The 15343-nt window shown below is 32.0% G+C and carries 17 protein-coding genes; 6 read left to right on the forward strand and 11 right to left on the reverse strand.

The window, feature by feature from the left end; all coding sequences use genetic code 11:
• Window positions 1-76 precede the first annotated feature (76 nt).
• The 3 genes from rplI to rpsF form a co-directional block, all read right to left on the reverse strand.
• Window positions 77-517 (reverse strand): 50S ribosomal protein L9, encoded by a 441-nt coding sequence (gene rplI / locus FLACHUCJ7_RS21105; RefSeq protein WP_031457696.1) that lies wholly within the window; start codon window positions 515-517, stop codon window positions 77-79.
• A gap of 68 nt (window positions 518-585) precedes the next feature.
• Entirely contained in the window at window positions 586-882 is a 297-nt protein-coding gene (gene rpsR, locus FLACHUCJ7_RS21110; RefSeq protein ID WP_007138295.1) for a 30S ribosomal protein S18, read from the reverse strand.
• A gap of 5 nt (window positions 883-887) precedes the next feature.
• On the reverse strand, window positions 888-1229 hold the full coding sequence (gene rpsF / locus FLACHUCJ7_RS21115) for a 30S ribosomal protein S6 (protein ID WP_007810575.1): 342 nt from the start codon (window positions 1227-1229) through the stop codon (window positions 888-890).
• Between the two features lie 176 nt (window positions 1230-1405).
• On the opposite strand from rpsF, the gene FLACHUCJ7_RS21120 reads away from it, so the two are divergent.
• On the forward strand, window positions 1406-2098 hold the full coding sequence (locus FLACHUCJ7_RS21120) for a LytR/AlgR family response regulator transcription factor (protein ID WP_031457695.1): 693 nt from the start codon (window positions 1406-1408) through the stop codon (window positions 2096-2098).
• Between the two features lie 6 nt (window positions 2099-2104).
• Here FLACHUCJ7_RS21120 and priA read toward each other — a convergent pair whose 3' ends face one another.
• The 5 genes from priA to nadC form a co-directional block, all read right to left on the reverse strand.
• Window positions 2105-4552, reverse strand: coding sequence for a replication restart helicase PriA (gene priA, locus FLACHUCJ7_RS21125; protein WP_078229729.1), 2448 nt, complete (start codon window positions 4550-4552; stop codon window positions 2105-2107).
• A gap of 23 nt (window positions 4553-4575) precedes the next feature.
• Entirely contained in the window at window positions 4576-5322 is a 747-nt protein-coding gene (gene bla-B1-FLAV / locus FLACHUCJ7_RS21130; protein ID WP_180910341.1) for a subclass B1 metallo-beta-lactamase, read from the reverse strand.
• Window positions 5323-5335: 13 nt separating this feature from the next.
• Window positions 5336-5767 (reverse strand): DUF2147 domain-containing protein, encoded by a 432-nt coding sequence (locus tag FLACHUCJ7_RS21135; RefSeq protein ID WP_180910342.1) that lies wholly within the window; start codon window positions 5765-5767, stop codon window positions 5336-5338.
• Window positions 5764-6690 (reverse strand): YihY/virulence factor BrkB family protein, encoded by a 927-nt coding sequence (locus FLACHUCJ7_RS21140; protein ID WP_180910343.1) that lies wholly within the window; start codon window positions 6688-6690, stop codon window positions 5764-5766. Before FLACHUCJ7_RS21140 ends, FLACHUCJ7_RS21135 begins: the two co-directional genes overlap by 4 nt.
• 73 nt (window positions 6691-6763) lie before the next feature.
• Window positions 6764-7621, reverse strand: coding sequence for a carboxylating nicotinate-nucleotide diphosphorylase (gene nadC / locus FLACHUCJ7_RS21145; protein ID WP_180910344.1), 858 nt, complete (start codon window positions 7619-7621; stop codon window positions 6764-6766).
• Window positions 7622-7802: 181 nt separating this feature from the next.
• Here nadC and FLACHUCJ7_RS21150 point away from each other — a divergent pair, with 181 nt between their 5' ends.
• The 4 genes from FLACHUCJ7_RS21150 to FLACHUCJ7_RS21165 all read left to right on the forward strand — a co-directional run bounded on the left by FLACHUCJ7_RS21150 (window position 7803) and on the right by FLACHUCJ7_RS21165 (window position 10596).
• The gene (locus tag FLACHUCJ7_RS21150) at window positions 7803-8903 is read left to right on the forward strand and encodes a DNA alkylation repair protein (protein WP_180910345.1); all 1101 of its coding nucleotides are present in this window, start codon (window positions 7803-7805) and stop codon (window positions 8901-8903) included.
• A 121-nt stretch (window positions 8904-9024) separates the two neighbouring features.
• On the forward strand, window positions 9025-9906 hold the full coding sequence (locus tag FLACHUCJ7_RS21155; protein ID WP_180910346.1) for a pirin family protein: 882 nt from the start codon (window positions 9025-9027) through the stop codon (window positions 9904-9906).
• A 2-nt stretch (window positions 9907-9908) separates the two neighbouring features.
• The gene (locus tag FLACHUCJ7_RS21160) at window positions 9909-10304 is read left to right on the forward strand and encodes an OsmC family protein (RefSeq protein ID WP_078229736.1); all 396 of its coding nucleotides are present in this window, start codon (window positions 9909-9911) and stop codon (window positions 10302-10304) included.
• A 7-nt stretch (window positions 10305-10311) separates the two neighbouring features.
• On the forward strand, window positions 10312-10596 hold the full coding sequence (locus FLACHUCJ7_RS21165) for a GNAT family N-acetyltransferase (RefSeq protein WP_180910347.1): 285 nt from the start codon (window positions 10312-10314) through the stop codon (window positions 10594-10596).
• Here the strand turns inward: FLACHUCJ7_RS21165 and FLACHUCJ7_RS21170 are convergent.
• The 3 genes from FLACHUCJ7_RS21170 to FLACHUCJ7_RS21180 all read right to left on the reverse strand — a co-directional run bounded on the left by FLACHUCJ7_RS21170 (window position 10593) and on the right by FLACHUCJ7_RS21180 (window position 12860).
• Window positions 10593-11540: an ABC transporter ATP-binding protein gene (locus FLACHUCJ7_RS21170; protein ID WP_078229738.1), complete on the reverse strand. Its 948-nt coding sequence runs from the start codon at window positions 11538-11540 to the stop codon at window positions 10593-10595. The two genes, FLACHUCJ7_RS21165 and FLACHUCJ7_RS21170, sit on opposite strands and share 4 nt — an antisense overlap.
• Window positions 11541-11643: 103 nt before the next feature.
• The gene (locus tag FLACHUCJ7_RS21175; RefSeq protein WP_031457684.1) at window positions 11644-12339 is read right to left on the reverse strand and encodes an OmpA family protein; all 696 of its coding nucleotides are present in this window, start codon (window positions 12337-12339) and stop codon (window positions 11644-11646) included.
• 17 nt (window positions 12340-12356) lie between these two features.
• Window positions 12357-12860 carry a lipocalin family protein gene (locus FLACHUCJ7_RS21180; protein WP_180910348.1) on the reverse strand — a complete coding sequence of 168 codons (504 nt, stop codon included), beginning with the start codon at window positions 12858-12860 and terminating at the stop codon, window positions 12357-12359.
• 201 nt (window positions 12861-13061) lie between these two features.
• Here FLACHUCJ7_RS21180 and htpG point away from each other — a divergent pair, with 201 nt between their 5' ends.
• Window positions 13062-14945 carry a molecular chaperone HtpG gene (htpG, locus tag FLACHUCJ7_RS21185; RefSeq protein WP_078229740.1) on the forward strand — a complete coding sequence of 628 codons (1884 nt, stop codon included), beginning with the start codon at window positions 13062-13064 and terminating at the stop codon, window positions 14943-14945.
• Window positions 14946-15343: the final 398 nt, after the last annotated feature.

Raw genomic sequence — 15343 nt, forward strand, 5'->3', positions numbered from 1 at the left:
CTTTTATTATTACTTTTATTTAAACAAAAAAAAATCCCGACTCACATCGGGATTTTTTTATCTTAACTAAAAACTATTACTTTTCAGCAATAATTTCGTAAGGTAAATCAACAATAACATCTCTGTGTAAACGGATGCTTGCAGAATATTTTCCAGTACGTTTTACAATACCGCTTGTGATAAATTTTCTATCAATAGCGTTACCTGATTTTTCTAAAGCTTCAGCAATGTCGATGTTTGTGATAGAACCAAAAAGTTTTTCTCCACCTGCTTTTGCAGAAAGTTTAATTTCAAGAGCTTTTAATGTTTCAGCTAATGCTTTAGCATCAGCAACAACTTTAGCTTCTTTATGTGCTCTTTGTTTTAGGTTTTCAGCTAAAACTTTTTTAGCAGAAGGAGTTGCTAATGTAGCAAAACCTTGAGGAATCAAAAAGTTACGACCATAGCCTGGCTTTACAGATACTACATCATCTTTAAATCCTACGTTTTGAACGTCTTGTTTTAAAATAATTTCCATGTTGTTGTCCTTATAAGTTAGAAGTTAGGTTCCTTTTTGAGTGGAAACCAACAACTTTGTTTTTAATACTATTTTAATAAATCGGCCACGTATGGCATTAAAGCTAAGTGACGAGCTCTTTTTACAGCCACAGACACTTTTCTTTGGTATTTTAATGAAGTTCCTGTTAAACGACGAGGAAGAATTTTACCTTGCTCATTAACGAATTTCAATAAAAAATCAGCATCTTTATAATCGATATATTTAATTCCTGATTTTTTGAAACGACAATACTTTTTAGTTTTGTTCGTTTCTATGTTTAAAGGCGTTAGATATCTGATATCTCCGTCTTTTTTTCCTGAAGCAGATTGTTGTAATGTTGCCATGATAATTAAGCTTTTGTAGATTTAAGTTTAGCTCTTCTTCTTTCAGCCCAAGAAATAGCATGTTTATCCAAACTTACAGTAAGGAAACGCATAACTCTTTCGTCACGTCTGAATTCAGTTTCAAAAGCAATTAGAACTTCTCCAGCTACTTTGAATTCGAATAAGTGATAAAAACCACTTTTTTTGTTTTGGATTTCGTAAGCCATTTTTTTCAGACCCCAATCCTCTTTCGATACCATTTCAGCTCCTCTACTAGTAAGAAATTCTTCAAATTTCGTTACTGTTTCCTTTACCTGAACTTCAGATAAAACGGGATTTAAAATGAAAACAGTTTCATAATGATTCATAAATACAATATTTATTTGTTAAAATTGGGTGCAAAAGTAACCATTATATTTTAATAACCAACATTTTTTTTCTTTTATTCGTTGAAATGCAAAAAATAGGCTTCCATCTTAGTTTTTTTTCCAAAAAAACAATACATTTACTATTGAAATCCTGAATACATTAAATTTAAACTCTTATGAAACTAAACTGTGTTGTTGTAGATGATAGTTCTATACAGAGGGCAATTATTGCAAAATTAGCCAATAATCATCCTGGTTTACACCTGGTCGGAGACTTTTCAAATGCAATCGAAGCTAAAAGTTGTATCTCTTTAAATAATATCGATTTAATATTTTTAGATATTGAAATGCCTGTTATTAACGGATTTGATTTTCTTGATGGTTTAAAATCTAAACCACAAATTATATTTATTACTTCTAAGGCTGAATATGCTTTAAAAGCTTTTGATTATGATGCCACAGACTACCTTCAGAAACCTATAGCCGTTGATCGTTTTAATGCTTCTGTAAAAAGAGCAATTGACATGCATATACTTAAAAAAGAAGTCAAGGAAGAAGAAGGAGAACATATTTTCATCAAAAGCAACTTAAAAAAACTAAAAATTTTTACAGCAAAAATCAAATGGATTGAAGCTTTTGGAGATTACGTAAGAGTTGTCACTGAGGACGACAGTAATTTAGTACTTTCAACAATGAAATCATTTGAAAATGATTTATCAAAAGAAAAATTTATTCGTGTTCACAAATCTTACATTATTAATATTGATAAAGTCGAACGCTTTAATAGCAAATTTGCAGAAATTGGTATTACTAAAATTCCCCTTAGCCGAAACAAAAAGGAAGATTTAGTCAGAGCATTATCAACATAAACAAATTTAATAAAAGTCGACATTTACAGCCAACTTTATAGTCCTGTACTGAGGTACTGCTTCAAAACTATTCAACATTTTCTGGATAGTTTTTTTTGTACCCGCTAATGGCAAATTTTGTGGAATCTTAATTAAAATCGTTCTAATAAACTCATTTCTGATTCTGTTAATTGCAGGCTCTTCAGGCCCTAAAACCGGCATATTTAAATTTTGGCTCAAAACCTTATACATCCACATCGATCCTTCTTTCAATTTATCAAAATCACGATGCTTTAAAGTTAATTTTATAATTCTAAAATAAGGAGGATACTTATAAATCTGACGATCATATAATTGCTCCTTATACATACCTAAATAGTTGTTGTTTGTAACCTGCTGTATTGTATTATGGTTTGGATTATAGGTTTGAATCACAACTTTTCCTTGTTTTTCAGATCTTCCTGCTCTTCCTGCAACCTGTGTCATCATCTGAAAACTGCGTTCAAAAGCCCTGAAATCAGGATGATGTAACATATTATCAGCATTCATAATTCCGACCAGACTAACATTATCAAAATCCAATCCTTTAGCCAGCATTTGCGTACCGACTAAAATATCTATTTGTCTATTTTTAAAAGTATCTATGATTTTTTCAAAACCAAATTTCCCACGAGTTGTATCCTGGTCCATCCTTCCTGTTTTGGCTTTCGGAAAAAGAGAAACCAATTCCTGCTCGATTTGTTCTGTACCAAAACCTTTTGTAGTCAAATCAATACTCGAACAACTATGACAGTGTGTTGGTTTTGCAATAGAGTACCCGCAATAATGACATCTTAATTGATTTTTATGTTTATGAAAAGTCAAACTCACATCGCATTGTTGACAATGCGGAACATGACCACAAGTCAAACACTCAATTATAGGAGAATACCCTCTTCTGTTTTGAAACAAAATCACCTGTTCTCCCAAAGACAAAGCTTCTGCAATTTCCTCAATTAAAAGATCACTAAAATGACCCGTCATTCTTTTCCTGAAATGCTTGTCTTTTAAATCCACCAAAAGAACTTCCGGCATTCTGACATTATTATAACGTTCCGTAATGGTAACTAAACCGAATTTTTCAATTTGAGTATTAAAATAAGTCTCAATACTTGGAGTTGCAGATCCTAAAAGCACTTTGGCACTATGCAAATTAGCTAAAACAATTGCAGAATCCCGCGCGTGATATCTCGGTGCCGGATCTGTTTGCTTAAAAGTCTGTTCATGTTCTTCATCAACAATCAACAAACCGAGATTATTAAAAGGCAAAAACAAAGCCGACCTTGCCCCTATTACAATTTGTGCTTTATCTGAATTTTCAAGTGTTTGTTTCCAAACTTCTACTCTCTCATTGTTACTGTATTTAGAATGAAAAACCGCTACTTTATCTCCAAAATAGAGACGCAAACGAGAAACCAACTGTGTTGTAAGCGCAATTTCAGGTAATAAATATAAAACTTGTCTCCCCGTTTTTAAATATTCTTCAATTAACTTTATATATATCTCCGTTTTACCACTGGATGTAACGCCATGAAGCAGACAAACTTCTTTTTCTAAAAAAATATTTTTAATTTCTGCGAAAGCAATTTCCTGCGCAGCACTTAAAAACAATTTTTTCTCCGAAGCTCTTCCTTCAAAAGTAACACGATCATGCTGAAGATAATATTCTTCAAAAATTTCTTTTTCAATTAATGCTTTTACAACTGCCGAAGTCGAATTTGAAGCTTCAACCAATTTCTTAACCGTAATCGGTTTTTTTTCTGAAGCTGTAATTTGAAAATAAGCCAAAACAATTTCTCTCTGCTTATTGGCGTTTTTCAATACTTCTAATAATTCATTTAAACCGCTATCTGATTCGTATTTGGAGTGTAGTTTTACGTATCGAATCAATTTTGGCTTGTAATTTTCTTTTATTTCTTCTTCTAAAACAATAATATCTTTAGCCATTAACTTTTGAAGAATCGGAAAAATATTCTTTTTGTTTAAAATCGAAATAATTTCCTGAACCTTTAAAGAACTCTGTTGCTGCAAGGCTTCATAAATCAAAAATTCTTCATCTGTGAGTTCATTTTGATTCACAATTGCATCTATTTTATGCGAAATAATGGTTTCACTTTCCAGTAGCAATCCGCTGGGAAACGCTCCACGATAAACATCACCAATACCGCACATATAATAATTAGCAATCCAAAGCCAATGTTTAATCTGAGTTTCTGTTGCAATAGGTTTTTCATCTAATATCTGATGAATTTCTTTTGCTTCATATAAAGTCGGAGCATTTTCATGAACATCTAAAACAAGCGCCGTATAGATTTTGCTTTTAATAGGTACTGCAACGCGCATTCCTTTTTTAATAAAATAGAATTCAGCCTCAGAAACACGATAGGTCAAGGTTTTGGTTAAAGAAAGAGGCAAAACAACTTCTACAAAAAACATGTAATTATTTTAAAATTGGTGAATTATTTTTTACCCGAAGTTTGTACAGTATTGTATTTTTGCACCATCTTCAAAGTATGCCTTAGTGATTCTATATCTGCCCAATCTTCATGACCTGTAATAATATAGATGGGATTCTTAAATTTAGTTTGTACCCTTTTGATTGATTTCTCCCATTCTTTAACATCAGCATCTCCTAAATAACCCAAATCTTTTGCTGCTGCGCTTTTTACAAAACATCCTCCATAAAGCAGTTTTTCTTTATCAAACCAAACTACAATATTGTCTGGAGCATGTCCTTTTCCAGGATAATAAACCTGAAAAGTATGATCCCCAACAGTAAACATGGTATCATTTGGAATTATAAATTCAGCTCTTTTTTTGCTTTCCTTTTTAAGAATTTGATCCGTTAGTTTTATAGTATATGTTTTAATTCCTTTTTTTCTGTAAAAACCTAAACCTCCTGATCTGTCATCATGAGAATGTGTAGCAAAACACATAATAACTTCTTTATTATGTTTTGCTTTTATGATGTCCAGCAAAGGCTGAAACTGTGTTTGATCCCAAGGTGCATCGAACAAAATAACGCCTTTTTGTGTAACAAGATACATTGCATTGGCAGAAATTAATACCCCTTTATAATCATGAAAAGTTTTATAAACATAAAAGTCACCTGTAAGATGACTTATTTGTAATGCAGAATCCTTAGATTGCCCAAAACTATTTGACAGGATTATAAGGAATAAAATTAATGATGCTAATTTTCGCATTTTATCTAAAAAATTATTTTTTTACCCTTGTCCAATATTGTGTTCTTCCCACAATAGAAATTCCGACATAACCTCGAAGTTTTAATTTATCAGCCGACTCTAATTCAATATAACATTTGTATTTTTTTCCATTTGTTGGATCCAGGATTGTCCCTCCATTATACTCAGCCCCGTCTTTTTTAAGTCCGTTGATGATTACCATCCCTAAAATTGGTTTGTTTTTTTCTGCACCATCACATTTTGTACATACATCTTTTTTATGATTAGCACGCAGTATTTCTGCAACTTTACCATAGATTTTTCCTGATTTTTCGTAAATTTCTACTATTGATTTTACTTCACCAGTTTCATCATCAATCGTTTTCCATTTCCCAACAACACTTTGCGCCTGAATAGTGCTTAATGTTAGAAAAAAAACACTAAAAGTTAAAATCCATTTTTTCATAATCTATTTGTTTTTTGTCTCAATTTCCTGATAGTCGCATTAAGTTCAAAACCTAAAAGCAGTATCATACAGTTTATCCAAATGTAAAACATTAGAATTAATAATGTCCCAATAGAACCATAAAGTTCGTTGTATTTTGAAAATTTTATAACCCAAATCCCAAAAAAGAACGAAGATATAACAATTAATACCGTCGTAAAAACAGATCCAATGCTGATAAAAGGTACTTTATTATATTGTTTTGTACCATAACGCAATAATATTGAAGACGTTATCAAAATCATCAAAATAACAAACAGGTAACGCCCTAAAATAATTAAAGGAATACGATCACTCAATACATCCTGAATTATTGTTTTCTGGATAAAAACCTCAAAAACAACTATAGTAGCCACCGTTACAAATAGTATGACAGTCATTACAAGTGAAATTGCCAACGCTACTAAATATTGATGAAAAAAACCTCTTTTATCAAAAACATGTTTTGAAGATTCAAAACCACTCAAAATTCCGTTAATACCATTTGCCATTAAAACAATAGAAAGTAAAAACCCTGAAGAAAGCAACCCTGAATGACTATTATTTAATATGTCACTGATAATTTTACTGATGGCATCGTAAGTATTGGGTGGTACACTCTGCTGGACAAAAAGCAAAAAATCCTGTTGAAAATTATCTATAGGAATAAACGGAATTAAATTTAAAATAAACAATGCAAAAGGAAATAAAGCCATGAAAAAGCTAAAAGATACCGCACTCGCATGATATGAAAAAGCGCCTTCAAGTATACCAAAAATATACATTTCCAGCAAATCATATAATGAAAAACCTTCTAGCCACGGCAATTTTATGTTCTTTAAAAACCGAACTAATAAACGTACGACTGGTACTTTTTCAAGCCGATTTCCTATCTCTTGCGACATATAAATGATTTTAGATTTTAGAGTTTCTATTTTAGAATATTTTGGTCATCTAACTTGTAACACATTACTTCTTTTAAAACGCTTTTAAACTCAAATCCATATTATAAATTGAATGCGTTAAGGCTCCAGATGAAATATAATTTACACCACAAAGTCCATATTCGCGAATCGTTTTTTCGCTTATATTTCCAGAAGACTCTGTTTTGCATTTATTGCCAATCAATGCCACAGCCGTTTTTGTATCTTCGTAATTAAAATTATCAATTAGGATTCTATGAACTCCATCACTTAGTAAAATCTCACGAATCTCATCTAAATTTCTTGCTTCAACAATAATTTTTAAATTTAAATTATTGGATTTCAGATATTCTTTGGTTTTACTTATTGCAAGCGTAATTCCGCCGGCAAAATCAATATGATTGTCTTTCAGCATCACCATATCATACAATGCGTAGCGATGATTTTCTCCTCCTCCTATTTTTACAGCCCATTTTTCAGCAATTCTGAAATTGGGTGTTGTTTTACGGGTATCTAATATTTTAGCCCCCGTTCCCTCCAAAAGCTTTACATATTCATTGGTTTTTGTTGCAATGGCAGACATTCGCTGCATTGTATTTAAAACCACTCTTTCAGATTTTAAAATAGATTGTGAGCTACCTGAAACTTCAAAAACAACTTCACCATATTCGACATGGGTTCCATCTTCAATAAAAGTCTTTATATTTAATTTTGGATCAACATATTCAAAAATCATTTTAGCTAATGCAACGCCAGCAATAATTCCCTGGTCTTTCACTAATAATTTAGCTTGTCCATGCGCAATATGAGGAATACAGGCAAGCGAACTGTAATCTCCTGTACCAACATCTTCTCGTATAGCGTTGGCAATCATTAGTTGTAATTCGGCATGAAATTGTACTTCGCTGATCATCTTTATAAATTTTATGAACTGCTAAATTAGGATATATTTTATGGATTTAAAAGTTTCGGTTTAATTTTAAAAATTGTAAATTAACAAGTAAGATACAAAAATAAAGCTGGAACTTAATTTCTAAACACTCTGTGAATTCAAAGAACATTAAATATCTTTGAAACTCATTCAATCAAAATTTATGGGATTAATTAAGGATATATACTCCGTTTCTTTTTACAAAAAATTTAGTCAGGCAGTCGCCGAAGTACATCCATCATTCAATAAACAAAAATTTATTGAGACAATTTATGAAGGTAATTTTTTTGAGAAAGAATGGAAAGACCGAATGAAACATACTACAGTGGTTTTGCATCAGTTTATGCCTGAAAATTTTTCTCAAGCTGTTTCTTTAATTGAAAAAATAATCGAAAACCTTAAGAAAAATAATTTTTCAGACAGCAATCTGGCTTTTATCTTTTTTGCCGATTATATCGAAATATATGGTTTAAAGGATTTTGAAACTTCGATGAAAGCCTTTGTTTCAATAACACAATTTATAAGCTGCGAGTTTGCCGTTCGCCCTTTTATTTTAAAGTATAAAGAAAAAATGATTGATGAAATGACTAAATGGTCTTTACATGAAAATCATCATGTCCGCCGATTAGCGAGTGAAGGTTCACGACCAAGATTACCATGGGCAATGGCGATTCCGTTTTTGAAAAAAGATCCTTCTTCTATTCTTCCGATTTTAGAAAATCTTAAAAATGACCCTTCAGAGTACGTTCGCAGAAGCGTTGCAAACAATCTCAATGATATTGCAAAAGATAATCCGGGAATTCTACTTGAAATCGCTTCAAGATGGAAAAATCATAGTAGAGAAACTGATGGAATCATAAAACACGGCTCCCGAACTTTATTGAAACAAGGACATCCTAAAATTTTAAGTCATTATGGTTTAGAAAGTACGAACATTGAACTTTCTTCTTTTGTAATCAAAACACCTATTGTAAAAATTGGATATTATCTGCAGTTTTGTTTTTACTTAAACAACAAAAATGAAGAACCAAAAACAATTCGTTTAGAATATGCTATTCATTATAAAAAGGCAAAAGGTCATCTGGCACAAAAAGTGTTCAAAATCAGCGAGAAAATTTACCCTCCAAACCAGCTCACAAAGATTGAAAGAAACCAGTCATTTAAGTTAATAACAACTCGTGTTTTTCATACCGGAGTTCATCAATTATCGATTATCATTAATGGAACCGAGAGCGAAGCTTTGGAATTTGAATTGATTAATTAAAACTTGTGCTTCTTTTTTATTTCTTACTTTTATAATGTAAATCCAAAACAACTTTTTCTTAATCTAAATTAAGTTACAGACTCACATCCTCGCTGTAATTTTGTTTTCAAATAAAATAACCATGTCAAATATCAGTTTAATTATCGAAGAACGCGCTGCTAACATCGGCAATTTTATGGTAGGCAGACTATTGCCTTTCCATGAAAAAAGAGCTGTTGGACCATTTGTATTTATCGATCATATGGGGCCTGCATATTTAAATCAATATCAAAATATGGATGTTCCGCCACATCCGCATATTGGGCTTTCTACACTTACTTTTTTGTTTGAAGGAAGTATTATGCACCGCGACAGTTTGGGAACAGAATTAGAAATAAAACCAGGAGCGGTTAATTGGATGACCGCAGGAAAAGGAATCGTACATTCTGAAAGAACTCCTGAATATTTAAGACATTCTGACAAAATGCTTCACGGATTGCAGATTTGGGTGGCGCTTCCGAAAGAATTAGAACAAATGGATCCGAATTTTACGCATGTTGAAGCACAGGATATTCCGTCTTGGGAAGAAAATGGGGTTTCATATAAACTGATTGCAGGAGAAGCTTTCGGGAAAAAATCTCCGGTTCCTGTTTACAGTCCGTTGTATTTTATTGAAATTAAAAGCAAAGAAGCTAAAAAAATCAATATTGGAAAAGATTTATTTGGTGAAAGCGGTTTATATATTTTAGAAGGAAGCATTAAAAGCGGCGAACACGTTTACGATCCAAAACAAATTTTAATTACAAACAACAGTACACTTTGTGAGTTTGAAATTGAAGCTCATTCAACTGTTTACATTTTTGGAGGACAAACTTTCCCGGAAGAACATTTCATCTTTTGGAATTTTGTTTCATCAGATAAAAATCTTATAGAAAAAGCCAAACAAGACTGGACAGCACAAACTTTCCCAAAAGTTCCGGGCGAAACCGAATTTGTACCATTACCCGAACCAAGAATTAAATAATTATGGATACAGTATCAGCAAAAATAGACACACGTTTGTACCGCACAGAAATCATTTCTGCAAGTGGAAATATTTTAATTTCTGACGAGCCACAACAATTAGGAGGTAAAAATTTAGGTTTAAATCCAACTGAACTTTTGGCTTCATCACTGGCTTCCTGCACTTTGATTACTTTACGAATGTACATCAACCGCAAACAATGGAATGTTTCAGAAATAAATATCAAAATTGATTTTGAAAGAGATTCAGAACGAAATGTAACTTCGTTTATCAGAAAAATTGAAGTAACTGGCGAAGTTGACGAAGCACAAAAACAAAGATTAGAAACAATTGCAAACAGCTGCCCGATTCATAAAACGCTAACAAACACAATCGAAATTAAAACGACATTAATATAATTATACCATGGAAATTCAACAAATAAACGACACAAGAAAAGGTTATTTTGAAGCTATCGAAGACGGAAAACAAGCCGGAAAAATGACCTATACCTGGGCTGGTGATGCAAAATTGATCATTGACCATACTGAAGTAAATGAGGAATTTAACGGAAAAGGTGTTGGTAAAAAATTAGTCATGGCAACAGTAGAATATGCCAGAACAAATAATTTGAAAATTATTCCGCTATGCCCTTTTGCAAAAAGCGTTTTTGACAAAACAGAAGATATTCACGATGTATTATTCCGTTAAGAATTGAGCCCTAAAAAAATTGTAATTTCTAAAGGCAAATCAAATTCATTTTCAAAAAATATCAATTGTCTTTTGTAAACAGTTTCAATTAAATAGTGATTTCCTCTGAAATAAGTCCTTCTAATTTTAACTTCTAAATCAGAGTGTTCCACCATAATTAATTGATGCGGATACACCAATAATTTTCCATTTTCATCTTCAGAAAGCTGCAATAAATGAGTAGGAATTTCATTTACTTCTCCAAAAAGAGAAGCAATATATTTCGAAGATGGATTTGTATAAATTTCAGTTGGATTTCCCTTTGTGACAATCTCTCCATTACGCATTACAATCGCTGCATCTGCAAAAGACAGTGCATCTGTGCTATCATGAGTAGCAATAATACAGGTTATTTTTTTCTGTTTTAAATATCTGAATAAATTCCGGCGTAAAGCATTTTTACGAAAAGCATCAATCTGACTAAAAGGTTCATCAAGCAAAATAACTTCTGGTTCTAAAGCCAGGACACGTACCAAAGCAACTCTCTGTTGTTGCCCACCACTTAAAAATTTAGCTTTCACATTAGAAAATTGCTCCATTTCAACCATCTCCAATAGCTCCTGAACACGAAGTTTTTTCATATTAGCAAAACCATTCGAAAGAAACTTTCCAACATTTTCAGCAACTGTTTCATAAGGTGACAGATCAAAGTCCTGTGCCAAATATTTCATATAAGGCATTCCGGGAATCAAATTATATTTTGGTCCCAAAACAGGTTTTTGCTCATAAAAAATCTGGCCTTCATCTAAATCAAACAAACCGTACATCAGTTTAAGAAGTGTACTTTTTCCACAGCCGCTTTCGCCAATAATGGCTATGTTTTCACCTTTATTAATAGTAAAAGAAATATTTTTTATAACCGGTTTTTCGGTATACGAAAATGATATATTTTGAATGTCAAGCATGTGTTCTAATTGAAAGTTCAAATTTACAATGTTTAATTTCGAAAGGCAAAAAAAAGCTGCTTCAAATAAGAAACAGCTTTTAATAAATTTTATTGTAATTTAATTATTTTCCAGCTTGTGCTTTAGCATCATTTACCATTTTGTCATTTGCAGTAATAGCAAATTCAACACGGCGGTTTTGAGATCTTCCTTCAGCAGTATCATTACTGGCAATAGGGTCAGCAATTCCTAAACCTGACGTTTTAAATCTACTGGATTTCAACCCTTTTGAAACCAAATATGCTTGTACAGATGCAGCTCTTTGTCCCGAAAGCGTTAAATTATATTCGGGTTTGCCTGTGTTATCAGTATATCCAAAAATCTCGATATTAGTATCTCCATAATCATTAAAAACAGGAACTAATTTATCTAAATTTGCTTTAGCCTGAGAAGTTAATGTTGATTTGTTTGTATCAAAACGAACAGCATTTTCATTAAGTGTTAAGTGAATTCCTTCACCAACTCTTTCTACTTCTGCACCTGGCAAAGCCTGATCGATTTCACGTGCTTGTTTGTCCATTTTGTTTCCAATAAGGGCTCCGGTTCCACCTCCTACAGCAGCTCCAATTGCAGCTCCCAAGGCAGCGTTTCCGCCTTTACCTAAATTATTTCCTAATACCGCTCCAATCACTCCTCCGGCAACTGCACCAATTCCGGCACCCTTTTGAGTATTATTAGCATTTTTTACTGAATCGCAGCTTGCAAATAAACTAACTAATACTAGTAAACTACTTAAACTTAATGCTGTTATTTTTTTCATGTTTATTCTTTTTAATATTAATTAGCTCTTTGAAATTGGTAAGTTACATCTTTCGTTTGTCCACCAACATTGATACTATCAATTAACTGAAATGAATTATCAGTTAATCCTGCTACTTTAAGTAAATATCCTGATCTGACATTTTTTGATTTTGTACCCGGATCAACAATTTTTAATACAAAAAGTCCCTGATTGTTAATACTCCAGACGATTGGAGAAGTAAATGCCGTACAACTTGAAGCATTCAATGTCATGGTACCTTTATTATTATTAGAAATAAAATTCCAGGTACTACCTATGAAACATTTTGAATCTGATAGATCAAAAGAATTAACTTTAATATAATCTGATCCTGCATAGGAAACATTTGTAAGTATCCAATTTCCTTTAATGGCTACTTGAGTCGGTCTGTCAAGTTTTTTTGAAATTTCTGTTCCTTCTGTTGAAGTTGTAGTTGATGAAGCTGATTTACACGCAAATAAGATCGTGGACATCATGCAAATGAAAACAAATTTCTTCATTTTGTAGAATTATTTAAGTTATTACTTACACATTTAATAATTATTGTAAACAAAGATACAATTCATGAAACTATATTCTCTTCCAAAATCAGATTATTTTCTTTCAAAATTAACACATAAGACATTTTGTCACTCAAAAATAATTGGTATTCTATTTGAGTAAGTGATAATCATCTTATTAAACTAAAAAAATAAAAAAATATGACAACAGGTAAAATTAATGTTTCTGTAGAAAACATCTTTCCCTTAATCAAAAAATTCTTATACAGCGATCACGAGATTTTCTTACGTGAATTAGTTTCAAACGGAACAGACGCTACTTTAAAATTAAAACACCTTATAAGCATTGGTGAAGCTAAAGTAGAATACGGAGATCCAATTATTGAAATTAAAGTGGATAAAGAAGGTAAAAAAATCCACATTATCGATCAAGGTTTAGGTATGACTGCCGCTGAAGTTGAAAAATACATCAATCAGGTTGCTTTTTCAGGAGCAGAAGAATTTCTGGATAAATACAAAGATTCAGCAAAAGATTCTGGAATTATCGGACACTTTGGTCTTGGTTTTTATTCGGCTTTTATGGTAGCTGAGAAAGTAGAAATCATCACAAAATCATATAAAGATGAACCTGCAGCCCACTGGACATGTGACGGAAGTCCTGAATTTACTTTAGAACCGGCTGACAAAACTTCACGTGGTACGGAGATTATTTTACATATTGCAGAAGATTCCCTTGAATTTTTAGAAGATTCAAAAATCCACGGTTTATTAAATAAATACAACAAGTTCATGCCTATTCCGATTAAATTTGGAACAAAAACTGAAACACTTCCTAAACCTAAAGATGCCCCTGAAGATTATGTAAATGAAACAGTTGAAACTGACAATATAATTAATAATCCGAACCCAGCGTGGACTAAACAACCTTCTGAATTATCTGATGCTGATTACAAAAACTTCTACAGAGAATTGTATCCAATGCAGTTTGAAGAGCCGTTATTCAATATTCATTTAAATGTAGATTATCCATTTAACTTAACCGGGATTTTATACTTTCCTAAATTAGGATCTGATATGCAAATTCAGAAAGATAAAATTCAATTGTACCAAAACCAAGTTTATGTTACTGATAACGTTGAAGGAATTGTACCTGAGTTTTTAACCATGCTAAAAGGAGTCATTGATTCTCCAGATATTCCACTAAACGTTTCACGTTCTGGCTTACAGGCTGATGGTGCAGTAAAGAAAATTTCAAATTATATCACTCGTAAAGTTGCTGATAAATTAAAAGCCTTATTTAATGAAAATCGTTCAGATTTTGAAGCAAAATGGAATGATATTAAAATTGTTTTAGAGTACGGAATGCTTTCTGAAGATAAGTTCTACGAAAAGGCAGGGGCATTTGTATTATACCCGACTGTTGATGATACTTATTTTACTCTTGAAGAATTAAAAGAGAAACTAAAAGAAAACCAAACTGATAAAGAAGGAAAACTTGTTGTTTTATATGCAGGAAATAAGGATGCACAACACTCTTATATTGAAACAGCAAAAGACAAAGGTTATGAAGTATTACTTTTGGATTCTCCAATTATTTCACATTTAATTCAAAAAATTGAAGGAGACAATAGTGGTTTAACATTTGTTCGTGTAGATTCTGACCATATTGATAATTTAATTAAAAAAGATGAAAACACAATTTCTAAACTATCTGACGAAGAAAAAGAGAATTTAAAAATTTCGTTGGAAGCTTACATCCCAAAAGCATATTCTGTGCAGTTAGAAGCTATGGACAGTCAGGCTGCCCCATTTATTATCACGCAGCCAGAATTTATGCGTAGAATGAAAGAAATGAGCCAGTCGGGTGGCGGCGGAATGTTCGGAATGGGCAATATGCCGGAAATGTACAATTTAGTGGTAAATACTAACTCTGATTTAGCTTCGAACATTTTAAATACTGAAGATAAGTCAACCCAGGAAAACTTAGTTAAACAAGCTTTGGATCTTGCCAAATTATCTCAAAACTTATTAAAAGGAGAAGAGCTTACAGCTTTTGTAAAAAGAAGTTTTGATTTGATTAAATAGGTTTAAATATTTTATAAGATTAAGAGGCTGTCCGAAAAGTATGGACAGCCTCTTTTTTATACTAAAATATTTGGACTCCTGTTGGAGACGAATTTCATTTATGCAATTCTCAGAGGCTAGCTTCGACTTTTCGGACAGCCTTTTTTATTTTTAAAAAATGTCAATTTTAAAAATAAAAAACCCTTTATTTATAGAGTTCATATAATTTTATTGACCGCAATTCTAAACTCAAAAACTTTGATGATGTAAAAATACAATAACTATTTATTATTTTGTCTTTTTTTAAAAGCATTTAGATCTCCGTTTAGGAACTAAAACATTAGAAGTTATTATTACGAAAACGGATCTACAAATGATCCGCTTTTTTTTGCATAATAGCATCCAAATATATATTTTAT

This window comes from Flavobacterium salmonis, assembly GCF_903819435.1.
GTDB lineage: Bacteria > Bacteroidota > Bacteroidia > Flavobacteriales > Flavobacteriaceae > Flavobacterium > Flavobacterium chungangense.

Bases quoted from the DNA above. Each gene is read 5' to 3' on its own strand.
- rplI (WP_031457696.1), bottom strand. From the start codon at position 517: ATGGAAATTATTTTAAAACAAGACGTTCAAAACGTAGGATTTAAAGAT.
- rpsR (WP_007138295.1), bottom strand. From the start codon at position 882: ATGGCAACATTACAACAATCTGCTTCAGGAAAAAAAGACGGAGATATC.
- rpsF (WP_007810575.1), bottom strand. From the start codon at position 1,229: ATGAATCATTATGAAACTGTTTTCATTTTAAATCCCGTTTTATCTGAA.
- FLACHUCJ7_RS21120 (WP_031457695.1), top strand. From the start codon at position 1,406: ATGAAACTAAACTGTGTTGTTGTAGATGATAGTTCTATACAGAGGGCA.
- priA (WP_078229729.1), bottom strand. From the start codon at position 4,552: ATGTTTTTTGTAGAAGTTGTTTTGCCTCTTTCTTTAACCAAAACCTTG.
- bla-B1-FLAV (WP_180910341.1), bottom strand. From the start codon at position 5,322: ATGCGAAAATTAGCATCATTAATTTTATTCCTTATAATCCTGTCAAAT.
- FLACHUCJ7_RS21135 (WP_180910342.1), bottom strand. From the start codon at position 5,767: ATGAAAAAATGGATTTTAACTTTTAGTGTTTTTTTTCTAACATTAAGC.
- FLACHUCJ7_RS21140 (WP_180910343.1), bottom strand. From the start codon at position 6,690: ATGTCGCAAGAGATAGGAAATCGGCTTGAAAAAGTACCAGTCGTACGT.
- nadC (WP_180910344.1), bottom strand. From the start codon at position 7,621: ATGATCAGCGAAGTACAATTTCATGCCGAATTACAACTAATGATTGCC.
- FLACHUCJ7_RS21150 (WP_180910345.1), top strand. From the start codon at position 7,803: ATGGGATTAATTAAGGATATATACTCCGTTTCTTTTTACAAAAAATTT.
- FLACHUCJ7_RS21155 (WP_180910346.1), top strand. From the start codon at position 9,025: ATGTCAAATATCAGTTTAATTATCGAAGAACGCGCTGCTAACATCGGC.
- FLACHUCJ7_RS21160 (WP_078229736.1), top strand. From the start codon at position 9,909: ATGGATACAGTATCAGCAAAAATAGACACACGTTTGTACCGCACAGAA.
- FLACHUCJ7_RS21165 (WP_180910347.1), top strand. From the start codon at position 10,312: ATGGAAATTCAACAAATAAACGACACAAGAAAAGGTTATTTTGAAGCT.
- FLACHUCJ7_RS21170 (WP_078229738.1), bottom strand. From the start codon at position 11,540: ATGCTTGACATTCAAAATATATCATTTTCGTATACCGAAAAACCGGTT.
- FLACHUCJ7_RS21175 (WP_031457684.1), bottom strand. From the start codon at position 12,339: ATGAAAAAAATAACAGCATTAAGTTTAAGTAGTTTACTAGTATTAGTT.
- FLACHUCJ7_RS21180 (WP_180910348.1), bottom strand. From the start codon at position 12,860: ATGAAGAAATTTGTTTTCATTTGCATGATGTCCACGATCTTATTTGCG.
- htpG (WP_078229740.1), top strand. From the start codon at position 13,062: ATGACAACAGGTAAAATTAATGTTTCTGTAGAAAACATCTTTCCCTTA.